20 protein-coding genes are annotated in these 20,576 nt (G+C 66.6%); 10 read left to right on the top strand and 10 right to left on the bottom strand.

Going from position 1 to position 20,576, the window contains the following annotated elements; all coding sequences use genetic code 11:
- The 6 genes from G3N62_RS36020 to G3N62_RS20715 all read left to right on the top strand — a co-directional run.
- Nucleotides 1-178, top strand: a 178-nt coding sequence (locus G3N62_RS36020) for a PP0621 family protein (RefSeq protein WP_277399646.1), incomplete at its 5' end; no start/stop codon positions are given.
- Nucleotides 175-765 (top strand): 1,6-anhydro-N-acetylmuramyl-L-alanine amidase AmpD, encoded by a 591-nt coding sequence (gene ampD, locus G3N62_RS20735; protein WP_034186379.1) that lies wholly within the window; start codon nt 175-177, stop codon nt 763-765. The genes G3N62_RS36020 and ampD, both read left to right, overlap by 4 nt.
- 456 nt (nt 766-1,221) lie before the next feature.
- On the top strand, nt 1,222-4,227 hold the full coding sequence (locus G3N62_RS20730) for a ribonucleoside-diphosphate reductase subunit alpha (protein ID WP_124609726.1): 3,006 nt from the start codon (nt 1,222-1,224) through the stop codon (nt 4,225-4,227).
- 365 nt (nt 4,228-4,592) lie between these two features.
- A complete protein-coding gene (locus G3N62_RS20725; protein WP_034186381.1) occupies nt 4,593-5,804 on the top strand; it encodes a ribonucleotide-diphosphate reductase subunit beta in 1,212 nt (403 codons plus the stop codon).
- 83 nt (nt 5,805-5,887) lie between these two features.
- Nucleotides 5,888-6,214, top strand: coding sequence for a hypothetical protein (locus G3N62_RS20720; RefSeq protein WP_080287729.1), 327 nt, complete (start codon nt 5,888-5,890; stop codon nt 6,212-6,214).
- Between the two features lie 28 nt (nt 6,215-6,242).
- Nucleotides 6,243-6,893, top strand: coding sequence for a histone H1-like DNA-binding protein (locus tag G3N62_RS20715; protein ID WP_034186382.1), 651 nt, complete (start codon nt 6,243-6,245; stop codon nt 6,891-6,893).
- Between the two features lie 213 nt (nt 6,894-7,106).
- Here G3N62_RS20715 and G3N62_RS20710 read toward each other — a convergent pair whose 3' ends face one another.
- The 10 genes from G3N62_RS20710 to G3N62_RS20665 form a co-directional block, all read right to left on the bottom strand.
- Nucleotides 7,107-7,580, bottom strand: a complete 474-nt coding sequence (locus tag G3N62_RS20710) for a glycine zipper 2TM domain-containing protein (protein WP_034186383.1) — start codon at nt 7,578-7,580, stop codon at nt 7,107-7,109.
- 19 nt (nt 7,581-7,599) lie between these two features.
- Entirely contained in the window at nt 7,600-8,538 is a 939-nt protein-coding gene (locus G3N62_RS20705) for a carbohydrate kinase family protein (protein ID WP_034186384.1), read from the bottom strand.
- 85 nt (nt 8,539-8,623) lie between these two features.
- Nucleotides 8,624-9,127: a thiol peroxidase gene (gene tpx / locus G3N62_RS20700; RefSeq protein ID WP_034182673.1), complete on the bottom strand. Its 504-nt coding sequence runs from the start codon at nt 9,125-9,127 to the stop codon at nt 8,624-8,626.
- A gap of 74 nt (nt 9,128-9,201) precedes the next feature.
- Nucleotides 9,202-10,545, bottom strand: coding sequence for a zinc-ribbon and DUF3426 domain-containing protein (locus G3N62_RS20695; protein WP_124670810.1), 1,344 nt, complete (start codon nt 10,543-10,545; stop codon nt 9,202-9,204).
- Nucleotides 10,546-10,590: 45 nt separating this feature from the next.
- Nucleotides 10,591-11,493, bottom strand: coding sequence for a 50S ribosomal protein L11 methyltransferase (gene prmA / locus G3N62_RS20690; RefSeq protein ID WP_034186386.1), 903 nt, complete (start codon nt 11,491-11,493; stop codon nt 10,591-10,593).
- 2 nt (nt 11,494-11,495) lie between these two features.
- Nucleotides 11,496-12,863 (bottom strand): acetyl-CoA carboxylase biotin carboxylase subunit, encoded by a 1,368-nt coding sequence (gene accC / locus G3N62_RS20685; protein WP_034186387.1) that lies wholly within the window; start codon nt 12,861-12,863, stop codon nt 11,496-11,498.
- A gap of 87 nt (nt 12,864-12,950) precedes the next feature.
- On the bottom strand, nt 12,951-13,424 hold the full coding sequence (gene accB / locus G3N62_RS20680; protein WP_034186388.1) for an acetyl-CoA carboxylase biotin carboxyl carrier protein: 474 nt from the start codon (nt 13,422-13,424) through the stop codon (nt 12,951-12,953).
- Between the two features lie 66 nt (nt 13,425-13,490).
- A complete protein-coding gene (aroQ, locus tag G3N62_RS20675; RefSeq protein WP_011350880.1) occupies nt 13,491-13,943 on the bottom strand; it encodes a type II 3-dehydroquinate dehydratase in 453 nt (150 codons plus the stop codon).
- Between the two features lie 194 nt (nt 13,944-14,137).
- On the bottom strand, nt 14,138-14,689 hold the full coding sequence (locus tag G3N62_RS20670) for a TlpA disulfide reductase family protein (RefSeq protein ID WP_069706789.1): 552 nt from the start codon (nt 14,687-14,689) through the stop codon (nt 14,138-14,140).
- Between the two features lie 7 nt (nt 14,690-14,696).
- On the bottom strand, nt 14,697-15,341 hold the full coding sequence (locus G3N62_RS20665; RefSeq protein WP_034186444.1) for a hypothetical protein: 645 nt from the start codon (nt 15,339-15,341) through the stop codon (nt 14,697-14,699).
- A gap of 247 nt (nt 15,342-15,588) precedes the next feature.
- Between G3N62_RS20665 and mpl the strand changes: the two genes are divergently transcribed.
- From mpl to aroE, 4 genes are all read left to right on the top strand, one after another.
- Nucleotides 15,589-16,974, top strand: a complete 1,386-nt coding sequence (gene mpl, locus G3N62_RS20660) for a UDP-N-acetylmuramate:L-alanyl-gamma-D-glutamyl-meso-diaminopimelate ligase (RefSeq protein ID WP_034186390.1) — start codon at nt 15,589-15,591, stop codon at nt 16,972-16,974.
- On the top strand, nt 16,971-17,540 hold the full coding sequence (locus tag G3N62_RS20655; RefSeq protein ID WP_034186391.1) for a YqiA/YcfP family alpha/beta fold hydrolase: 570 nt from the start codon (nt 16,971-16,973) through the stop codon (nt 17,538-17,540). Before mpl ends, G3N62_RS20655 begins: the two co-directional genes overlap by 4 nt.
- An 80-nt stretch (nt 17,541-17,620) precedes the next feature.
- On the top strand, nt 17,621-19,708 hold the full coding sequence (locus G3N62_RS20650) for an RNB domain-containing ribonuclease (protein WP_034186392.1): 2,088 nt from the start codon (nt 17,621-17,623) through the stop codon (nt 19,706-19,708).
- Nucleotides 19,705-20,571 (top strand): shikimate dehydrogenase, encoded by an 867-nt coding sequence (gene aroE, locus G3N62_RS20645; protein WP_034186393.1) that lies wholly within the window; start codon nt 19,705-19,707, stop codon nt 20,569-20,571. The genes G3N62_RS20650 and aroE overlap by 4 nt, the downstream gene beginning before the upstream one ends.
- The last annotated feature ends 5 nt before the right edge of the window (nt 20,572-20,576 follow it).

Raw genomic sequence — 20,576 nt, 5'->3', positions numbered from 1 at the left:
CGGAGCCGCGCGGCCGAACGGCGACGCGCGGTCGCTGCCCGAGCCGATGGTGCGCTGCGCCGAATGCGGCGTGCATGCGCCGAAGGGCGAAGCGGTCGCCGCGGGCGGCGACTACTTCTGCAGCGCCGAGCACGCGCAGCGCCACGCCGCGCGCGCGAACGGTCGCGACGTGCGATGAGCGACGCGCCGACGTTGTCGGTCGACGCGAACGGCTGGGTGCGCGAAGCGCGCCATGCGCCGTCGCCGAACTTCGAGAGGCGGCCCGCGGGCGCGGTGCCGACGCTCGTGGTCGTCCACAACATCAGCCTGCCGCCCGGCGAATTCGGCGGCGACGCGATCGAGTCGCTGTTCCTGAACCGCCTCGACTGCGATGCGCACCCGTATTACCAGCGCCACCTGCGCGGCGTGCGCGTGTCCGCCCATTTCCTGATCCGCCGCGGCGGCGAGCTCGTGCAGTTCGTGTCGTGCGACGAGCGCGCGTGGCACGCGGGCTCGTCCGAGTTCTTCGGCCGGACGCGCTGCAACGACTTCTCGATCGGCATCGAGCTCGAAGGCGCGGACGACGTGCCGTTCGACGACGCGCAATACGCGGTGCTCGCCGCGCTGTCCCGCGCGCTCGCCGCGCGTTACCCGGTCGACGCATTCGCCGGGCACTCGGACGTCGCGCCGGGCCGCAAGACCGACCCGGGCCCGCACTTCGATTGGCAACGCTTCGCGAGCGATGCCGGTTTTTCCGCCGAATACTTTCCTTTCCGTCAGCACTGATCGCGGGGTTTTTTGAGCGGAGAAAGTTTTTTCTCCGACCAATGCCTTGTCGTGTCTGCGCGTGAGCGATGTCAAGACCTTCACCGCAAATTATCCGTTTTGACCTCGTCCGAATGTCCACTATACTTGGTGCCAGTTGAGCAGTTCTGTACTAGATATAGTGTGTGTCGCAGGGGAAAACCCGAGCGGCACCGGCCGGCGGGCAACGCCGGCGGACAGGGTTCTCAGGGCGGCGCGTCAGGCCGGGCGGTCCGGGCGTCGCGATCAGCGCAGCGAACATCGACGGGGCAGGGTAGACATGACGAAGCACACGACCGGCCAGGTTGTCGCGCATCGACCGAACCGGCTTCCCCGGCGCATCGCTCGCCTCTTACCGCTCGCGCACCGCGTTGCGCAGCGTTCGTTTTAATCCGCGGTTCTTTCTCTCCGCACCATCCAACACCAGGAGCTTTGCACATGCAAACCACCGACAACGCGACGTCCCAGTACGAGAGCGCCTCGAGCCGTCCGCTCGGCGGGACCGAACAGGGCGCGAAGGCGCTCGCGCCGCAGGCCACGTTCGCCGACTACAAGGTGATCCGCCGCAACGGCAGCGTGGTGTCGTTCGAACCCTCGAAGATCGCGATCGCGGTGACCAAGGCTTTCCTGGCCGTCAACGGCGGGCAGGGCGCGGCTTCGGCGCGCGTGCGCGAGCAGGTCGAACAGCTGACGCACAACGTCGTGCGCGCACTCGTGCGCAGCCGCCCGAACGGCGGTACGTTCCATATCGAAGACATCCAGGACCAGGTCGAACTCGCGCTGATGCGCGGCGGCGAGCACAACGTCGCGCGTGCGTACGTGCTGTATCGCGAGAAGCGTCACCTCGAGCGCCAGCATGCGGGCGAGGACGCAGCGGCAGCGGGCGGCGAGTCGAGCACCGGCATCAACGTCGTCGACAACGGCGTCACGCGCCCGCTCGACCTGAACGCGCTGCGCGCGCTGATCGTGTCGGCATGCGACGGCCTCGGTGCTGCGGTTAACCCTGACCCGATCGTCGCGGAGACGGTGAAGAACCTGTACGACGGCGTGCCGATGAGCCAGGTCTACGACTCGGCGATCCTCGCGGCGCGCACGATGATCGAGAAGGACCCGGCCTACAGCCAGGTCACGGCCCGCATCCTGCTGCACACGATCCGTCGCGAGATCCTCGGCGAGGAAGTCGTGCAGGCCGAGATGTCGACCCGCTACGCGGAATACTTCCCGCAGTTCCTGAAGCGCGGCGTCGACGCCGGCCTGCTCGACGACAAGCTGCTGCAGTTCGACCTGAAGCGCCTCGGCGAAGCCCTCGACGCGAACCGCGACCTGCAGTTCGGCTACCTGGGCCTGCAGACGCTGTACGACCGCTACTTCCTGCACGTCGAAGGCACCCGCATCGAAATGCCGCAGGCATTCTTCATGCGCGTCGCGATGGGCCTGTCGCTGAACGAGATCGACCGCGAAACGCGTGCGATCGAGTTCTACAACGTGCTGTCGAGCTTCGACTTCATGAGCTCGACGCCGACGCTGTTCAACTCGGGCACGCACCGCTCGCAGCTGTCGTCGTGCTACCTGACGACGGTCGCGGACGATCTCGACGGCATCTATGAAGCGCTGAAGGAAAACGCGCTGCTGTCGAAGTTCGCCGGCGGCCTCGGCAACGACTGGACGCGTGTGCGCGCACTCGGCTCGCATATCAAGGGCACGAACGGCAAGTCGCAAGGCGTGGTCCCGTTCCTGAAGGTCGTGAACGACACGGCCGTCGCGGTGAACCAGGGCGGCAAGCGCAAGGGCGCGGTCTGCGCGTACCTCGAATCGTGGCACCTCGACATCGAGGAGTTCCTCGAGCTGCGCAAGAACACCGGTGACGACCGCCGCCGTACGCACGACATGAACACGGCGAACTGGATTCCCGACCTGTTCATGAAGCGCGTGATGGAAGGCGCCGACTGGACGCTGTTCTCGCCGTCGACCTGCCCGGACCTGCACGACAAGTTCGGTGCCGACTTCGAGAAGGCTTACACGGCTTACGAAGAGAAGGTCGCGCGCGGCGAGATCAAGCTGTTCAAGAAGATCCCGGCGCAGCAGCTCTGGCGCAAGATGCTCGGCATGCTGTTCGAGACGGGTCACCCGTGGATCACGTTCAAGGATCCGTGCAACGTCCGCTCGCCGCAGCAGCACGTCGGCGTCGTCCACTCGTCGAACCTGTGCACGGAAATCACGCTGAACACGAGCGACACCGAAATCGCGGTGTGCAACCTCGGCTCGGTGAACCTCGTCGCCCACCTGGTGAAGCAGGCCGACGGCAGCTACGCGCTCGACCACGACAAGCTGAAGCGCACGATCAGCGTCGCGATGCGCATGCTCGACAACGTGATCGACATCAACTACTACGCGGTGCCGAAGGCGCGTAACTCGAACCTGAAGCACCGCCCGGTCGGCATGGGCATCATGGGCTTCCAGGACTGCCTGCACCTGCTGCGCACGCCGTACGCGTCGGAAGCGGCGGTCGAGTTCGCGGACCGGTCGATGGAAGCGGTCTGCTACTACGCGTACTACGCGTCGACCGAGCTGGCCGAAGAGCGCGGCCGCTACTCGAGCTACCGCGGCTCGCTGTGGGATCGCGGCATCCTTCCGCAGGACACGCTGAAGCTGCTGACGGAAGCGCGCGGCGGCTACGTCGAGGTCGACACGTCGGAGTCGCTCGACTGGACGACGCTGCGTTCGCGGATCGCCGCGCACGGCATGCGCAACTCGAACTGCGTCGCGATCGCGCCGACGGCGACGATCTCGAACATCATCGGTGTGTCGGCCTGTATCGAGCCGACCTTCCAGAACCTGTACGTGAAGTCGAACCTGTCGGGCGAATTCACGGTGGTGAACGAGTACCTGGTGCGCGACCTGAAGGAACGCGGCCTGTGGGACGAAGTGATGGTCGCCGACCTGAAGTACTTCGACGGCATGCTGTCGCGCATCGACCGCATCCCGGCCGACCTGCGCGCGATCTACGCGACCGCGTTCGAAGTCGACCCGACGTGGCTGGTTGAAGCCGCATCGCGTCGCCAGAAGTGGATCGACCAGGCGCAGTCGCTGAACATCTACATGGGCGGCGCGTCGGGCAAGAAGCTCGACGAGGTCTACAAGCTCGCATGGCTGCGCGGCCTGAAGACGACCTACTACCTCCGCACGATGGCGGCGACGCACGTCGAGAAGTCGACGGTCGCACACGGCGCGCTGAACGCCGTGCCGACGGGCGGCGCGGGCAACGGCGGTTCGGGCAGCGGCGGCGCGCAAGGCGCGGCAGGCGGCTTCGGTGCGGCGGGTGGCGATGTGTCGTCGGGCGCGATCAATGCAGCGCCGGCACTCGCGCCGGTCGAGGCGGACGGTCCGGTGTGCACGATGCGTCCGGGCGATCCGGGCTTCGACGAGTGCGAAGCGTGCCAGTAACGCAGTGCGCCTGACCTGAGAAGCAGGCAAAGGCGGCGCACACGACGACCGATCGAGGTTGAAGTGTGCGCCGCTCTCAACTAAAAAAATGATAAGGAATCTGTAACGCGCCACCTGCGTTGCAGGCAGTGACAAGCGATCGAAACATCCCCGACGGCGTCGCGTTTCGATCGGCGTTCGATGCGTCGGGCGCACCTCGCGATACATGCGCAACTCACTTCGCGCGCTGCATGAACGACGATGCGTTGCTCAAAGTGTTGTATCGAGGTCGCAACGCGAATCGAAAAAAGGATTTTTCGTGAGCGAACCCTTTTATCGCTCAGGAAAAGATGGTACAAACCGTTCTAAATTGATGGTGAGAATTTATGCTCAACTGGGATGACGAGAAGACTGCCGTAACCCCCGCGAGCGGAGCGCAGCAAAACGCGTTGCGCACCTCCGCCGGGATGGCTGTCGGAATGCAGGCCGCTGCGCCTGCCGCCCATCAGGTCCGTGACATTTTCGAAGGCGATCTTGCGGTGCCGCCGCAAGCATCGGCTGTTCCCGCCGGCGGTACGGAAGCGCGGGTCAATGTCGCCGACAAGCGCATCATCAACGGCCAGACTGACGTGAATCAGCTGGTGCCGTTCAAGTACAAGTGGGCGTGGGAAAAGTATCTGGCCGGTTGCGCGAACCACTGGATGCCGCAGGAAATCAACATGTCCCGCGACATCGCTCTGTGGAAGGACCCGAACGGTCTGACCGAGGACGAGCGCCGCATCGTGAAGCGCAACCTCGGCTTCTTCGTGACGGCCGATTCGCTCGCGGCGAACAACATCGTGCTCGGCACGTACCGCCACATCACGGCGCCCGAGTGCCGGCAGTTCCTGCTGCGCCAGGCGTTCGAGGAAGCGATCCACACGCACGCGTACCAATACATTGTCGAATCGCTCGGTCTCGACGAAGGCGAGATCTTCAACGCGTACCACGAGGTCACGTCGATCCGCGCGAAGGACGAATTCCTGATTCCGTTCATCCACACGCTGACGGACCCGGCCTTCAAGACCGGCACGCTCGAAGCGGATCAGAAGCTGCTGAAGTCGCTGATCGTGTTCGCCTGCATCATGGAAGGCCTGTTCTTCTATGTCGGGTTCACGCAGATCCTCGCACTCGGCCGCCAGAACAAGATGACGGGTGCTGCAGAGCAATATCAGTACATCCTGCGCGACGAGTCGATGCACTGCAACTTCGGCATCGACCTGATCAACCAGATCAAGCTCGAGAATCCGCATCTCTGGACCGCGGAATTCCGCGCCGAGATCCGCGAGCTGTTCAAGCAGGCTGTCGAACTCGAATACCGCTACGCCGAAGACACGATGCCGCGCGGCGTGCTGGGTTTGAACGCGTCGATGTTCAAGAGCTACCTGCGTTTCATCAGCAACCGCCGTTGCCAGCAGATCGGCCTCGATCCGCTGTACCCGAACGAGGAAAACCCGTTCCCGTGGATGAGCGAGATGATCGACCTGAAGAAGGAACGCAACTTCTTCGAGACGCGTGTGATCGAATATCAGACGGGGGGCGCGCTGTCCTGGGAATAACCCGCAGCAGCGAACCCGTCACATGATGTGAGCAGCCGGTGGCCTCTCGGCCCCGGCCCAAGGTTTAGGAGCAAGAACGCCTGATGCAAAGCATGCCCGGTGCCTTAACGGCCCAACGATACGACAGGCACTTTGCGAACCCTTCAGTGGGATGGGCAAACTTCCCTCCGGATAAAGCGGACGGCCGTGTGGCGGTCCGCTTGATCAAGCGATTAGGGGTAGCGGCGCGCGGTGCGCCGGCTACCGACTTGATTTGGCGCGCGAGGCCGAGTGGTCACGCGCGCCATACCGTATTCATTAGCGTAAGCGCGCGGTATCTGCGTACGCCGATGAATAGCCCGCTTCGAAGCGCACGTCCTGAACAGCGTCCGCGGGAAGCGGGTTTTGACGAAGGGTGTAGTTTGAACTGACTCTCATCTGAACCTGAAGGAGAACAACATGGCTACTGCCAAGAAGAAACCGGCTGCTAAGAAGGTTGCTGCCAAGAAGACCGTTGCGAAGAAGGCTGCTGCTCCGGCGAAGAAGGCCGCTGCAGTGAAGAAGGTCGCAGCGAAGAAAGTCGCCGTGAAGAAGGTTGCTGCGAAGAAGGCAGCACCGGCGAAGAAGGCCGCAGCGAAGAAGGTCGCAGCCAAGAAGGTCGCAACGAAGAAGGTTGCAGCCAAGAAGGTCGCAGCGAAGAAAGTCGCCGTGAAGAAGGTTGCTGCGAAGAAGGCGGCACCGGCGAAGAAGGCTGCTGCGAAGAAAGTTGCAGCGAAGAAGGTCGCCGTGAAGAAGGTTGCTGCGAAGAAGGCAGCACCGGCTAAGAAGGCTGCCGCGAAGAAGGCGGCACCGGCGAAGAAGGCTGCCGCGAAGAAGGCTGCGCCTGCGAAGAAGGCTGCCGCGAAGAAGGCTGCGCCTGCCAAGAAGGCTGCCCCTGCGAAGGCGGCTGCTGCGCCGGCGAAGAAGGCTGCTGCACCGAAGAAGGCCGTCGTGAAGAAGGCTGCGCCGGCAACGACCGCGTCGACCGCATCGGTTGCGCCGGCATCGGGCGTGAAGACCGCGCTCAACCCGGCAGCGGCATGGCCGTTCCCGACCGGCAGCCGTCCGTAATCGCGGCTGACCAGCACCACCCGGACACTCACGTGGTGTCCGCGGGTTGAGTAGCGCTACTCAATCAGTCCCGCCATCTGGCTCAGGTGGCGGGATTTTTTTCGTCCGTACTCGCCGCAGCCGACACCTCGGCGAGTACGGACGAAAAAAAACGCATGTGCAGCGTCGCACATGCGTTCGACCGCGGCTTGCGCCGCGTGCTGAGGATACCGGTTAGTGCGTGACGCGCGTGACGCCGCCGCTCGACAGCAGTCGTACGCGCTCGCCTGCACGGAACGCTTCGCCGCTGGCCGCCTGCGTGATCGAGCGCAGATCGCCGTTGTCGAGGCGCACGGTGATTTCGACACCGTTCGCCGTGCTGAGGTTTTCGCCCACGGCGTTACCCGCGACCGCGCCGACGAGGCCGCCCGCGATCGCCGTCAGGATCGAGCCCTTGCCGCCGCCGATCGCGCTGCCTGCGACCGCGCCGAGTGCGCCGCCGCCGAGCGTGCCGATCGCGCTGCCGCCGCCGTCGGACTGGATGCGTACCGCGCGGACGCTTTCGACCGTGCCCATGCGGACCGTCTGTTCGCGCTGCGCCTGGCCGACGCTATAGACATCGGCGGAACCGGGTGCCGTGAAGCAGCCGGCGAGCGTCAGCGTGGCCGTCAGCATGGCCGCGAGCGTGAGGGTTTTGTTCGTCAACATCTTTGCTCTCCCACAATATTCATTTGAGACTGTAACCGAATGCAGTCTCGAAGCGTGCGTCGATTTCCGCGCGCGTCAGTACGTAACTCTGGGGCCCCTGGTGGGCGATCTTGAGCGAGCCCATCAGGCTGGCGAGGCGCCCCGTGGTCGCCCAGTCGAGGCCATGCTCGATGCCGTACAGCAGGCCGCCCCGGAAGGCGTCGCCGCAGCCGGTCGGATCGGCGATGCGCTCGGCCGGTACGACAGGAATCTGCTCCGTGCCCTGCTTGTGGCGGATGGTCGCGCCGTGCTCGCCACGCGTAATGACGAGGGCGTCGACCCGGCTGGCGATTTCATCTTCGGACCATCCCGTCTTGTCGCTCACCAGCTTGGCCTCGTAGTCGTTGACCGCCACATAGGTCGCAAGTTCAATGCTGCGGCGCAGCGTCGCACCGTCGAACAGCGGCAGACCCTGGCCCGGGTCGAACACGAACGGCACACCGGCCTTGGCCAGTTCTTCCACGTGCTGCACCATCCCGTCGAAGCCGTCCGGGCCGACGATCGCGAGCTGGATGTCCGGCGCGTCGCCCGCATGGTTCAGGTGCGACTGCATCATCGCGCCCGGGTGGAACGCGGCGATCTGGTTGTTGTCGAGATCGGTCGTGATCATCGCCTGCGCCGTATACGTATCGGGCAGCACGCGAACGTGGTCGCGGCGCAGGCCGAGCTGGTCGAGCCGGTCGAGATACGGCTGCGCGTCGAGCGCGCCCATCGTCCCCATCATGCGCGCATCGCCGCCCAGCAGGTGCAGCGCATACGCGATGTTGCCCGCGCAGCCGCCGAATTCGCGGCGCATCGTCGGCACGAGGAAGCTCAGGTTGATGAGGTGCACCTGGTCGGGCAGGATGTGCTCGCGGAACCGCCCTTCGAAGGTCATGATGGAGTCGTAGGCGATCGAGCCGCAAATCAGCGTAGCCAAGGTGTGCGTTCCTGTAGAAATGAGGGACCCTGCGCGACAACGCCGCGCGAAGGGCGCGGCGCGGCAGGGGAAAGCGGTAGAAAGCTTACTTCAGTGCGGCGAGCGCTGCATCGTAGTTCGGCTCGTCCTTGATTTCGCCGACGAGTTCCGCGTGGATCACCTTGTCCTGCGCGTCGAGCACGACGACGGCACGGGCGGTCAGGCCGTTCAGCGGGCCGCTCGTCACGTCGACGCCGTACGCGTTCGCGAACGCGCGGCCGGTGCGGAACGTCGAGGCCGTCACGACGTTGGCGAGACCCTCGGTCGTGCAGAAGCGCGTGGCGGCGAACGGCAGGTCGGCGGACACGACGACCACGACCGTGTTGTCGAGCGACGACGCGGCTTCGTTGAACTTGCGGGTCGACGTCGCGCAGGTCGGCGTGTCGAGGCTCGGCACGATGTTCAGCACTTTGCGCTTGCCGGCGAAGCTGGCGAGCGACAGGTCGGCGAGGTCCTTGCCGACCAGCTTGAAATCGGCGGCTTGGGCGCCGACGGCCGGGAACGTGCCGGCGAGATCGATCGGGTTGCCACCCAGCGTAACTTTGCTCATGTTCGTGCTCCGAAATAGCGCGCCGCTTGAGGCGCGCGGGTTGAGACGGGCGCGCATGCGCGCGCCGCGGTGCGTCACGGATAGAAGATCTGGACGCGGAAATTCGAGGCGGGCGTGCCGTTCGTTTCGAGGCGGACGACCATCGTCTGCGTGGTGCCGGGCGGCAGCCCGGCGTCGATCGGCGTGCCCGGGCGCACGTAGTCGCGCGGCGCGAGCACGCGGCGCACGGTGACGCGATTGGCGTCGTCGAGCAGCGTGAGTTCGAGCGACGGGTACGCGAGCGCGACGCGGTAGCGGTTCGTCAGCGGTACCTTCAATTCGAGTTCGCGCGGCCCGTCGAGCTGGCGCAGGTCGGTCGCGTCGAGCCGCAGGCCGTCGATCGCGCGCGGCGGCGCGACCGTGCAGCCGAGCGGCGCGCAAGCCTGCCGGAACCAGCCCTGCGTGACGGGCCAGTCGATCATCAGCGTTTCGCGTTGCCACCACGCGAGCTGCATGACGAGCAGCACGGCCAGCACCGCCGCGACGAGGCCGCCGAAGAAACCGCCTAGCATCCCGCGTTGCTGCGGCGCGCGCGTCTCGCGCGTGACGGCGAAGTGCGGGCGGTCGTCGTCGGACAGTGCGGCCGGGAATGGTGCAGCCGGCTCGGCTGCCGCCGCGGGCGCGGCCTGATCATGCCGGGGGAACGCGTCGGATCCGGTTGCGGGTTCGGGTTCGGTGACGGCCGGCGCCGGCGCGAACGCAAAACGCGGCTCGCGCGGTGCGCGTTCGTCGTCCGGCACGGCGAAGTGCGCGTGGCCGGCGGGTTCGGCGGCATCGGGCGTGGCTTGCGGTTCCGACGGGAGGTGGGCGACGAAGCGCGGCTCGCGCGGGTCGCGCTCGATCGGCGCGGGCAAGGCAGCGGTGTCGTGTTCCGTCGGCTGCGAATGCGGTTCGGCCGGTTGCTCGACGCCAGTCGAAGCGGCGTCGAGTTCGGTCGGGGACGGGAACGGCACGGGCGTGCCCGACAGATGAACGACGCCGGCTTCCGCGGCCGGGAGCGCGAGCGGCACCAGCGGCTCGACGCGGACGGTCTCGACGCTGTGCTGCAGCGACGGATCGACGCCGGCGTCGAGCCACGGCGCCCACATGTCCCAGCCTTCCGGCTTGTAATCGGTGTGGGACGGCGACGCGGCCGGCGCGTCGGCGGTGAACAGCCGTGCGGGCGGGGCCTGATGATGCGCGTCGCCGTGGTCCGGCGCCGCAGCCGCGTCGGTCAGGGCCGGTTCGGGCTGCGGCGCGTGCTCGGGAACGAGCGATTCGGACGCGTTGAAGACTTCGTGGCAATGGCCGCAGCGCACGAGCCCGTCATGCAGCGAGAGCTGTTCCTGCTGCAGCCGGAAGACGGTTTCGCAATGAGGGCAGCGCGTCGCAAGAAGCATGTCGAGCCGGGCGGCCTGCTGGCCAGAGTGAAGGACAGCGCTATTCTAATGGCTTTCCCGCCGGGTTCCGGCGAGGCATACCCAACCTTCGTGTTCACGCCAGACCGAGATGTCGACGTAGCGCGCGTAGACGGCCGCGACTTCGTCCGCCTGGCGTGCGAGCACGCCCGACAGCGCGATGCGCCCGCCCGGTTTGACCTTCGATGCGAGCATCGACGCCATCAGCTTCAGCGGGTTCGACAGGATGTTCGCGACGACGATGTCGAACTCGCCGTCCGGGCATGCGTCGGGCAACCCGTACGTGACTTCCGCACGGTTGCGCTCGCTGTTCTGCCGCGCCGATTCGACGGCTTGCGGATCGATGTCGATGCCGATGACGGGGTTCGCCCCGCATTTCTTCGCGAGGATCGCGAGAATGCCCGAGCCGCAGCCGTAGTCGAGCACCGACTGGCCGGGCTTCACCGACTGTTCGAGCCACTCCATGCACAGACGGGTAGTGGGGTGGCTGCCGGTGCCGAATGCGAGGCCCGGATCGAGCTCGAGGACGAGCGCATCGGGATCGGGCGCGTCGTGCCACGACGGCACGACCCAGATCCGCTCGCCGATCGGGATCGGCTCGAACTGCGATTGCGTGAGCCGCACCCAGTCCTGTTCCTCGACTTCGCGGACGACGAACTTCGGCGTTTCGGCGATGCCGATCTCGTTCGCGGCCGCGGCGAGCAGCACGGCCGGCTCATGGTCGGCCGACAGCAGCGCGACCACGCGCGAGTGCTGCCACGCGGTGCGGTCGGGCACGAGGCCCGGCTCGCCGAAGAGCGGCTGTTCGTCGGGCGTGTCGGCGTCGGCGTCCTCGACGGACACCGACAGCGCGCCGAGGTCGAGCAGCGCGTCGGACAGCGCCTCCGCATGCTCACGGGCCAGTTCGACGACGAGTTCGCGATAGCTCATGCTTACGCTTCTTCCGGTGCGACCTGCTGCTTCTGCGCGAGCCGGTTTTCGAGATAGTGGATGCTGGTGCCGCCTTCGACGAACTTCGAGTCGATCATCAGCTCGCGGTGCAGCGGGATGTTGGTCTGGATGCCTTCGACGACCATTTCCGACAGCGCGATGCGCATGCGGCGGATCGCCTGCTCGCGCGTCGCGCCGTAGGTGATCAGCTTGCCGATCATCGAATCATAGTTCGGCGGCACGAAATAGCCATTGTAGGCATGCGAGTCGACGCGCACGCCGGGGCCGCCCGGCGTATGCCACGACGTGATCCGGCCCGGCGACGGCGTGAACTTGAACGGATCCTCGGCGTTGATCCGGCATTCGATCGCATGTCCGCGGAACTGGATGTCGCGCTGGCGCAGCGCGAGCTTCTCGCCGGCCGCGATGCGGATCTGTTCCTGCACGATGTCGACGCCCGTGATCAGCTCCGATACCGGGTGCTCGACCTGCACGCGCGTGTTCATCTCGATGAAGTAGAACTCGCCGTTTTCGTACAGGAATTCGAACGTGCCCGCACCGAGGTAGCCCATCTTCTTGCAGGCGTCCGCGCAGCGGTCGCCGATGCGGTCGATCAGGCGCCGCGGAATGCCGGGCGCCGGCGCTTCCTCGATCACCTTCTGGTGGCGGCGCTGCATCGAGCAGTCGCGCTCGCCCAGCCAGATCGCGTTCTTGTACGCGTCCGACAGCACCTGGATCTCGATGTGACGCGGGTTCTCGAGGAACTTCTCCATGTACACCTGCGGGTTGCCGAACGCACGGCCGGCTTCCTCGCGGGTCATGTTGACCGCGTTGACGAGCGCAGCCTCGGTGTGCACGACGCGCATCCCGCGTCCGCCGCCGCCGCCGGCCGCCTTGATGATGACCGGATAGCCGATCGCGCGCGCAATCTTGACGATCTCCTTCGGATCGTCCGGCAACGCGCCTTCCGAGCCCGGCACGCACGGCACGCCGGTCTTGATCATCGTCTGCTTCGCGGTGACCTTGTCGCCCATCATCCGGATCGTTTCCGGGCGCGGGCCGATGAACGTGAAGCCCGACTGCTCGACGCGCTCCGCGAAATCGGCGTTTTCCGACAGGAAGCCGTAGCCGGGGTGGATCGCCTCGGCATCGGTGACTTCCGCGGCGCTGATCAGCGCCGGCATGTTCAGGTAGCTCAGGTTCGACGGAGCCGGGCCGATGCAGACGGCTTCGTCCGCGAGGCGCACGTACTTGGCTTCCTTGTCGGCTTCCGAGTAGACGACCACCGTCTTGACGCCGAGCTCGCGGCACGCGCGCTGGATGCGCAGCGCGATTTCACCGCGGTTGGCAATGAGGATTTTTTCAAACATAGCGAGTATTCGTCTCTTCGAGGGGCGCGCGAACGGCGCCAGGCGAGCATCTCGGCGGCGCGCGGCCGGGACGGCCGCGCGGCGGGCTTAGCCGATCACGAAAAGCGGCTGGCCGTATTCGACGGCCTGGCCGTTCTCGACGAGGATTTCCTTGATCACGCCGGCCTTGTCCGACTCGATCTCGTTGAGCAGCTTCATCGCTTCGATGATGCAGATGGTCTGGCCTTCCTTGACCGTGTCGCCGACCTGGACGAACGGGTCCGCGCCCGGCGACGGCGCGCGATAGAACGTGCCGACCATCGGCGACGTCACGACGTGGCCTTGCGGTGCGGCCGGTGCGGCGGGAGCGCCCGCGGCCGGCGCGGCAGCGCCTTCGGTCGGCAGCGCGGCCGACGGAGCGGGCGCGCTGACTTGCGGGGCATACCCAGCCGTCGGCTGCACGTAGACCGGCGGTGCGTTCTTGACGATGCGCACCTTGCCTTCGCCTTCCGTCACTTCCAGCTCGGAGATGCCGGATTCGGAAACGAGGTCGATCAGAGTTTTCAGCTTACGAAGATCCATCGGGAATTCCCCTTTCAATACGTGAAAGCGCCGGTTAGGGGCCGGCGCTGAATCTAGATCGCGAAATCAGCCGCGCGACGTGCCTTGCAGCTTGTCCAGCGCGTACTCGAGCGCGTACAGATAACCTTTCCAGCCGAGCCCGCAGATCACGCCTTCGGCCTGGTCGGAAAAGTAGGAGTGGTGCCTGAACGCTTCGCGGCGATGCACGTTCGACAAGTGAACCTCGACGAACGGGATGCCAACGCCGGCGATCGCGTCCCGGATCGCAACGCTCGTGTGCGTGTACGCGGCCGGATTGATCAGGATGAAATCGGTCTGTTCCTCCCGCGCGGCCTGGATGCGGTCGACCAGCGCACCTTCATGGTTGCTCTGGAACGACGACAACTCGGCGCCGGCTTCCCGGGCGCGCGCGGCAAGCGCCTGATCGATCTGAGCGAGCGTGACGCGGCCGTACACCTCCGGTTCCCGGGTGCCGAGAAGGTTCAGGTTGGGGCCGTGCAGCACCAGCAATCGTGTCATGGTCGCTTCTATTTCTGCGGAATTGCGCGAACTTTAGCGCTATTTAGAGAAATTTGTCTAGTTTTGCCGAACGGCCGGGCGCGACGGACCTGCAAGAATTACCGGCATGGAAGCAAAGTATCGGCGAATTCACGCGAAATTGCGGCGATCGACAGGCAAATCGCCGCCAACGTGCGGGCCGCCGTTCGGGCCGGTTACAGCGCGTCGAGCGTCTTTTTCAGCTCGGCCGGCTGGATTTGTCCCAATTTTGTCTCGCGAATCTTGCCGGTTTCGTCGATCACGACCGTAAACGGCAACGCGCCGGCGGTATTTCCAAAATTACGGGCCAGATCGGCGCCTGCGTAACCGCTGACGAAGACCGGATAGTCGACCTTTACCTTCTGCAGGAAGTTCTTCACGTTCTGCTCGGAATCGACGCCGATCCCGATGAAACGGATGCCTTTCTGCTTGTACTGGTGCGACAGTGCGACGAGCTCGGGCATTTCCTCTACGCAGGGGCCGCACCACGATGCCCAGAAATTGACGACGACCTTCTGGCCCTTGAAAGCGGCCAGCGAGGCCGGCTTGCCGTCGGTGCCCGTCAGCGACGACGCCCACAGCTGGTCGACCGGGTTGCCCTGCGCGGCGGGCGCGGCGACGGCGACGCCGTCGTCGGCACTGCCGCGGAACCAATGGCCGGCGGTCAGTCCGCCGGCGACGGCGGCGGCCGCGACCACCGCGAGCGCCAACATGCGTTTCATCATCATCGTTGAATCATTCCGGTTCGGAAGGGGTCTTGCCTGCCTCGACGAGCGCGCGCAGCGCGGCGGCATCGGCGCGGGCGACGCGGCCGCGCGCGTCGGCCTTGACCGCGCCGCGCAGGTCGTCGCTCGCATAGAGCGCGAGATGGATGCCGATCGCGTCCATGTCGCGCCGTGGGCGCCACAGGAAACTGAGCGTCTCGACGTCGGCGCGGCCCGCGAAGTGCCGCGTCTCGGAGACGTCGTACTGGACGTTCTGGTTCAGCAGGTAGATGGCGACGTCCTTCGGGTTGTCGGTGAATGCCTGCAAATGGATATCCGAATGGGCGTTCGCGGTGCCGTTCAGCACGGCGCCCGTCACATAGGGATGGAACTCGGCGAGCCGGCGCATCCAGTCGAGCGCGATCTCGCGCAGGCGGCGCAGTTCGTCCGGCTGGGTATCGCTCTGGAACAGCGCGAGGTATTCGCGCAGTTCTTCCTCGATCTGGTCGTTATCCGGCAGCCATTCGCCGGCAACGCGCGAATCGCCCAGCAACTGGCGCGCGGCCTTGCGCTTCGCGCCGGCATAGTCCAGGCCGTCCTCCGCGATCAGGCGGGCGGCGGATTGGGCGATTTCCTCGCGGACGCGCCGCGGGTCGAGAAGGGATTTGCGAGACATGATCCGGCAATCATACTCGATCGCCGACGGGCCCGAGCACGGGTACGGCGGGCCGCCACCCGACGCCCGGCCGGGGTTCGCCCGCATCGTTCGGGCCGCCGGGCAGCGCAGGCCGTCAGTTACAATAGCCATCTTTGTGTCGCGGCAAAAGTCGTGGGTCGGCGCCGGTCGCGCGGTCCGTCCGGCGCGCCGCACATGCATCCTTTCCGAATCGACGGCGCCCGGCGGCGCGAAAGCATTCATCTCTATGCACATCCATATTCTTGGCATCTGCGGCACCTTCATGGGCGGTCTCGCCGTACTCGCGCGCGAAGCGGGCCACACGGTGACGGGTTGCGACGCGGGCGTCTATCCGCCGATGAGCACCCAGCTCGAGGCACAGGGCATCACGCTGATCGAAGGCTACGGCGCCGAACAGATCGACCTGAAACCGGACCTGTTCGTGATCGGCAACGTCGTCACGCGCGGTAATCCGCTGATGGAGGCGATCCTCGATCGCGGCCTGCCGTACGTGTCGGGCCCGCAGTGGCTCGGCGAGCACGTGCTCGCCGGCAAGTGGGTGCTCGCGGTCGCGGGCACGCACGGCAAGACGACCACGTCGTCGATGCTCGCGTGGCTGCTGGAGGACGCGGGCCTGAACCCCGGTTTCCTGATCGGCGGCGTGCCGCTGAATTTCGGCGTGTCGGCACGGCTCACCGACTCGAGCTTCTTCGTGATCGAGGCCGACGAGTACGACACGGCGTTCTTCGACAAGCGTTCGAAGTTCGTCCACTACCGGCCGCGCACCGCGGTGCTGAACAACCTTGAATTCGATCACGCCGACATCTTCCCGGATCTCGCCGCGATCGAGACGCAATTCCACCATCTCGTGCGCACCGTGCCGGGCGTCGGCCGGATCGTCACGAACGGCCGCTCGGACGCGCTCGAACGCGTGCTGGCGCGCGGCTGCTGGAGCGAGGTCGAGCGCTTCGGCGTCGACGGCGGCTGGCAGGCGCTGCCGGCCGAGGACGGCGTGCCGGTCGACGAGCGCTTCGCGGTGTACTCGCAGGCCGAGCGCGTCGGCGAAGTCGCGTGGCAGGTGCAGGGCGACCACAACCGGATGAACGCGCTCGCGGCGATCGCCGCCGCGCGCCACGTCGGCGTGCCGCCCGCGCAGGCGGCGGCGTCGCTCGCGTCGTTCCGCAACGTGAAGCGCCGGATGGAAGTGCGCGGCAGCATCGACGGCGTGACCGTCTACGACGATTTCGCGCACCATCCGACCGCGATCGAAACCACGATCGCCGGCCTTCGTGCGCGCATCGGTCGCCAGAATGCCCGCATCCTCGCCGTGCTCGAGCCGCGCTCGAACACGATGAAGCTCGGCGTGATGAAGTCGCAATTGCCGGCCAGCCTCGCCGATGCCGATCTCGTGTTCGGCTACGGCGCCCCGACGGGGCGCGACGCGCTCGGCTGGAATCTCGGCGAGTCGCTGGCGCCGCTGGGCGACAAGGCACGCGCGTTCGACGATCTCCACTTGCTGGTGAAGGCCGTCGTCGAGGCCGCGCGCCCGGGCGACCACGTGCTCGTGATGAGCAACGGCGGCTTCGGCGGCGTGCACCAGAAGCTGCTCGATGCGCTCGGGAGCCGCACGTGATCCTGTATCTGCACGGCTTCCGGTCGTCGCCGGAATCGCAGAAATCGCGGCTGCTCGCCGCGCGCATGGCCGAACTCGGCCGTACCGGCGAGTGGCGGTGCCCGTCGCTGTCGGTGTCGCCGCTCGAGGCGATCGCGGTGGCCGAAGCGGAAGTGGCGGGCGCGCGCGACGTGACCGTCATCGGCAGCTCGCTCGGCGGCTATTACGCGACGTGGCTGGCGGAAAAGCACGGCTGGAAGGCCGTGCTGCTGAATCCGGCCATCGTGCCGCAACGCGATCTCGAGCAGCACCTGGGCGAACAGCCGCTGTGGCACGGCGGCGGCACGATCGTCGTCGAGCGCCGTCACCTGCATGAGCTCGACGCGCTGCGCGTGCCGGCAATCACGCGCGCCGAACGCTACTATCTGTTCGCGGCGACCGGCGACGAAGTGCTCGACTATCGCGAGATGCTGGCGCATTACCCGGGTGCGAAAACGCGCGTGATCGAAGGCAGCGATCACGGGATCAGCGAATTTGCCGACTATGTCGACGACGTTCTCGCATTTTGCGACGGAAAGACGTCATAAACCGGCCCTGTGCCGATCGAATTCCCATCATCATGCGGTGCCGCCGACGCGGCGCCGGGCAGTCTGAACGAGAGTACTGAGTGAACGTTTTCTTCGAGGAATCGGGCAGTTTCAAGGCGGGCAGCGTGCTGTCGCGCCAGGGCGATGCATTTCAGGTCGAGTTGCCCGGCGGGCGGCGCGCGAAGGTCCGCGCGAAAGACGTGCTGATCGAATTCGAGAAGCCGGCCGCGAGCGAGCTGATGCAGGAGGCCGACACGGCCGCGCAGCAGATCGACCTGGATTTCCTGTGGGAATGCGCGCCGGCCGACGAGTTTGCGTATACGGCGCTGGCCGCCGAGTATTTCGGCGCGGCCTACGGCCCGGTCGAGCGCGCGGCGCTGGTGCTGCGGCTGCATGGCTCGCCCGTCTACTTCCGCCGCAAGGGGCGCGGCCAGTATCAGCGCGCGCCGGAAGAGCAGCTCAAGATGGCGCTCGCGTCGCTCGAGCGCAAGCGCCAGCAAGCGCTGGTCCAGGCGCAGTACGAAGAGGAACTGAAGGCCGGCAAGCTGCCGGACGCGTTCGCGGGCAAGGTGCTCGGGCTGCTGACGCGGCCGGACAAGAACGCGATCGAATACAAGGCGATGGAAGCGGCGGCCGGCGCGCGCGGCGTGTCGCCGGCGCGGCTGATGCTCGACTGCGGCGGCATCGCGTCGCCGCGTGCGCTGCACGAGGCGCGCTTCCTCGCGGAATTCTTCCCGCACGGCACGGGCTTTCCGCCCGTCGCGGTCGGCCCGCTGCCGGACGACCTGCCGCGCGCGAACGTCGAGGCGTTCTCGATCGACGACATCACGACGACCGAGATCGACGATGCGTTCTCGGTCGAGCACCTGTCCGACGGCCGCGTGCGGATCGGCGTGCACATCGCGGCGCCGGCCCTCGGCATCGTGCGCGGCGACGCGGTCGATGCGATCGCGCGCACGCGCCTGTCGACCGTCTACATGCCGGGCGACAAGATCACGATGCTGCCGGACGACGTCGTCGACGTGTTCACGCTGAAGGAGGGCGATTACCGTCCGGCGCTGTCGCTGTACATCATCGTCAACCGCGAAACGCAGGAGATCGTCGCGAACGAGACGCGCGCCGAGCTCGTGTTCGTGAAGAACAACCTGCGCCACAACACGCTCGACGAGCTCGTCACCGAAGAGACGCTCGCGGCCGGCACCGGCGACTATCCGCACAAGGACGACATCGCCGTGCTGTGGCCGCTCGCGCAGGCGCTGTTCGAGAAGCGCCAGGTCGCCCGCGCGGGCTACGGCCTGAAGCGCGAGGTGCAGCGCAACACCGACTACAACTTCTACGTCGAAGGCGAGCACGTGTCGATCACGCCGCGTCGCCGCGGGTCGCCGCTCGACCTGATCGTGTCGGAGCTCGCGATCCTCGCGAACTCGACCTGGGGCGCGTTCCTGCACGACCATACGGTGCCGGGCATCTATCGCTCGCAGCGCGGCTTCGGCGCGCCGGGCCCGAAGCGCACGCGAATGCAGACGACGGCCGCGCCGCACGAAGGCCTCGGCGTGGCCCAGTACGCATGGAGCACGTCGCCGCTGCGCCGCTATGTCGACCTCGTGAACCAGTGGCAGCTGCTCGCGTGCGTGCAGCATGGCGTCACCGCGAAGCTCGCCGCGCCGTTCAAGCCGAAGGACGCCGACCTGTACGCGGTCGTGCAGGGTTTCGACGATACCTATACGGCCTATGCCGATTACCAGCGCCGCATGGAGTACTTCTGGTGCTTGCGCTGGCTCGCGCAGGAGCAGAAGAAGCAGGTGGTCGCGAGCGTCGTGAAGGGTGATCTCGTGCGCCTGGAGGACATTCCGCTGCTGCTGCATGTGCCGGGGCTCGGCGTGCATGCGCGCGGCACGCGCGTGCTGCTCGACGTGATGTCGCTCGACGAGCTGACGATCGAGGCGTCGGTGCGCCTGCTGAACGTGCTCGACGCGCCGACCGTGACGAGCGGCGACGCGGCCGACGAAGAGGATGACGCCGAAGGCGGCGACGACACGCTGGTCGACGCGGAAGACGCGTCGGCGGAAACCGAAGCCGAAGCGCTGGCCGAAGCGGACGGCGCGGCATCGGAGGCGGGCGGCGAAGCCGCAAACGGCAACGACGGCGAAGAAGGGCGCGCATCATGACCGCGGCGGTGTCGACGAGCGGTGCCGACCGCTATGTCGTGTTCGGCAACCCGGTGGCGCACAGCAAGTCGCCGTTCATCCACGCGCAGTTCGCCGCGCAGACGGGCGAGCCGATCGAGTATGCGCACCGGCTTGCGCCGGTCGACGGCTTTGAAGCCGCCGTGCGCGCCTTCGTCGCCGAAGGCGGCCGCGGCGCGAACGTGACGGTGCCGTTCAAGCTCGAGGCGCATGCGCTGGCCGACTCGCTGTCGCCGCGCGCGGCGGCGGCGGGGGCGGTGAACACGCTGCGCATCGATGCCGACGGCCGTATTCACGGCGACAACACCGATGGCGTCGGCCTCGTGCGCGACATCGAAGCGAATCTCGGCGTGTCGCTCGCGGGCGCGCGCATCCTGCTGCTCGGCGCGGGCGGTGCGGCGCGCGGCGTCGTGCTGCCGCTGCTCGACCGCGCGCCGCTGTCGATCACGATCGTGAACCGCACCGCGAGCAAGGCCGAGGCACTCGTCGGCCAGTTCATGCAGGCCGCGCACGATGCGGGCTGCACGCTCGCGGGCGGCGGCCCCGACGTCGTGCGCGCGGAGCCGTACGACGTGGTGATCAATGCGACGGCCGGCAGCCTCGACGCCGCGTTGCCGGAATGCGACGCGGCCGCGTTCGGCGCGGGCACGCTCGCATACGACATGATGTACGGCGCGCAGCCGACGGTGTTCATGCAACACGCGGCGTCGCTCGGCGCGCGCACGGCCGACGGGCTCGGGATGCTCGTCGAACAGGCGGCCGAATCGTTCTTCATCTGGCGCGGCGTGCGGCCGGACGGTGCACCGGTGCTGGCCGCGCTGCGCCAGGCGCTCGCGGCGAGCTGACCGGA

The sequence above is a fragment of the Burkholderia sp. Tr-20355 genome (assembly GCF_017104685.1).
In the GTDB taxonomy this organism is placed as follows: Bacteria; Pseudomonadota; Gammaproteobacteria; order Burkholderiales; family Burkholderiaceae; genus Burkholderia; species Burkholderia seminalis.
The sequence above is the reverse complement of the archived record's forward strand: the minus strand, read 5'-3'. Positions and strand labels throughout refer to the sequence as shown.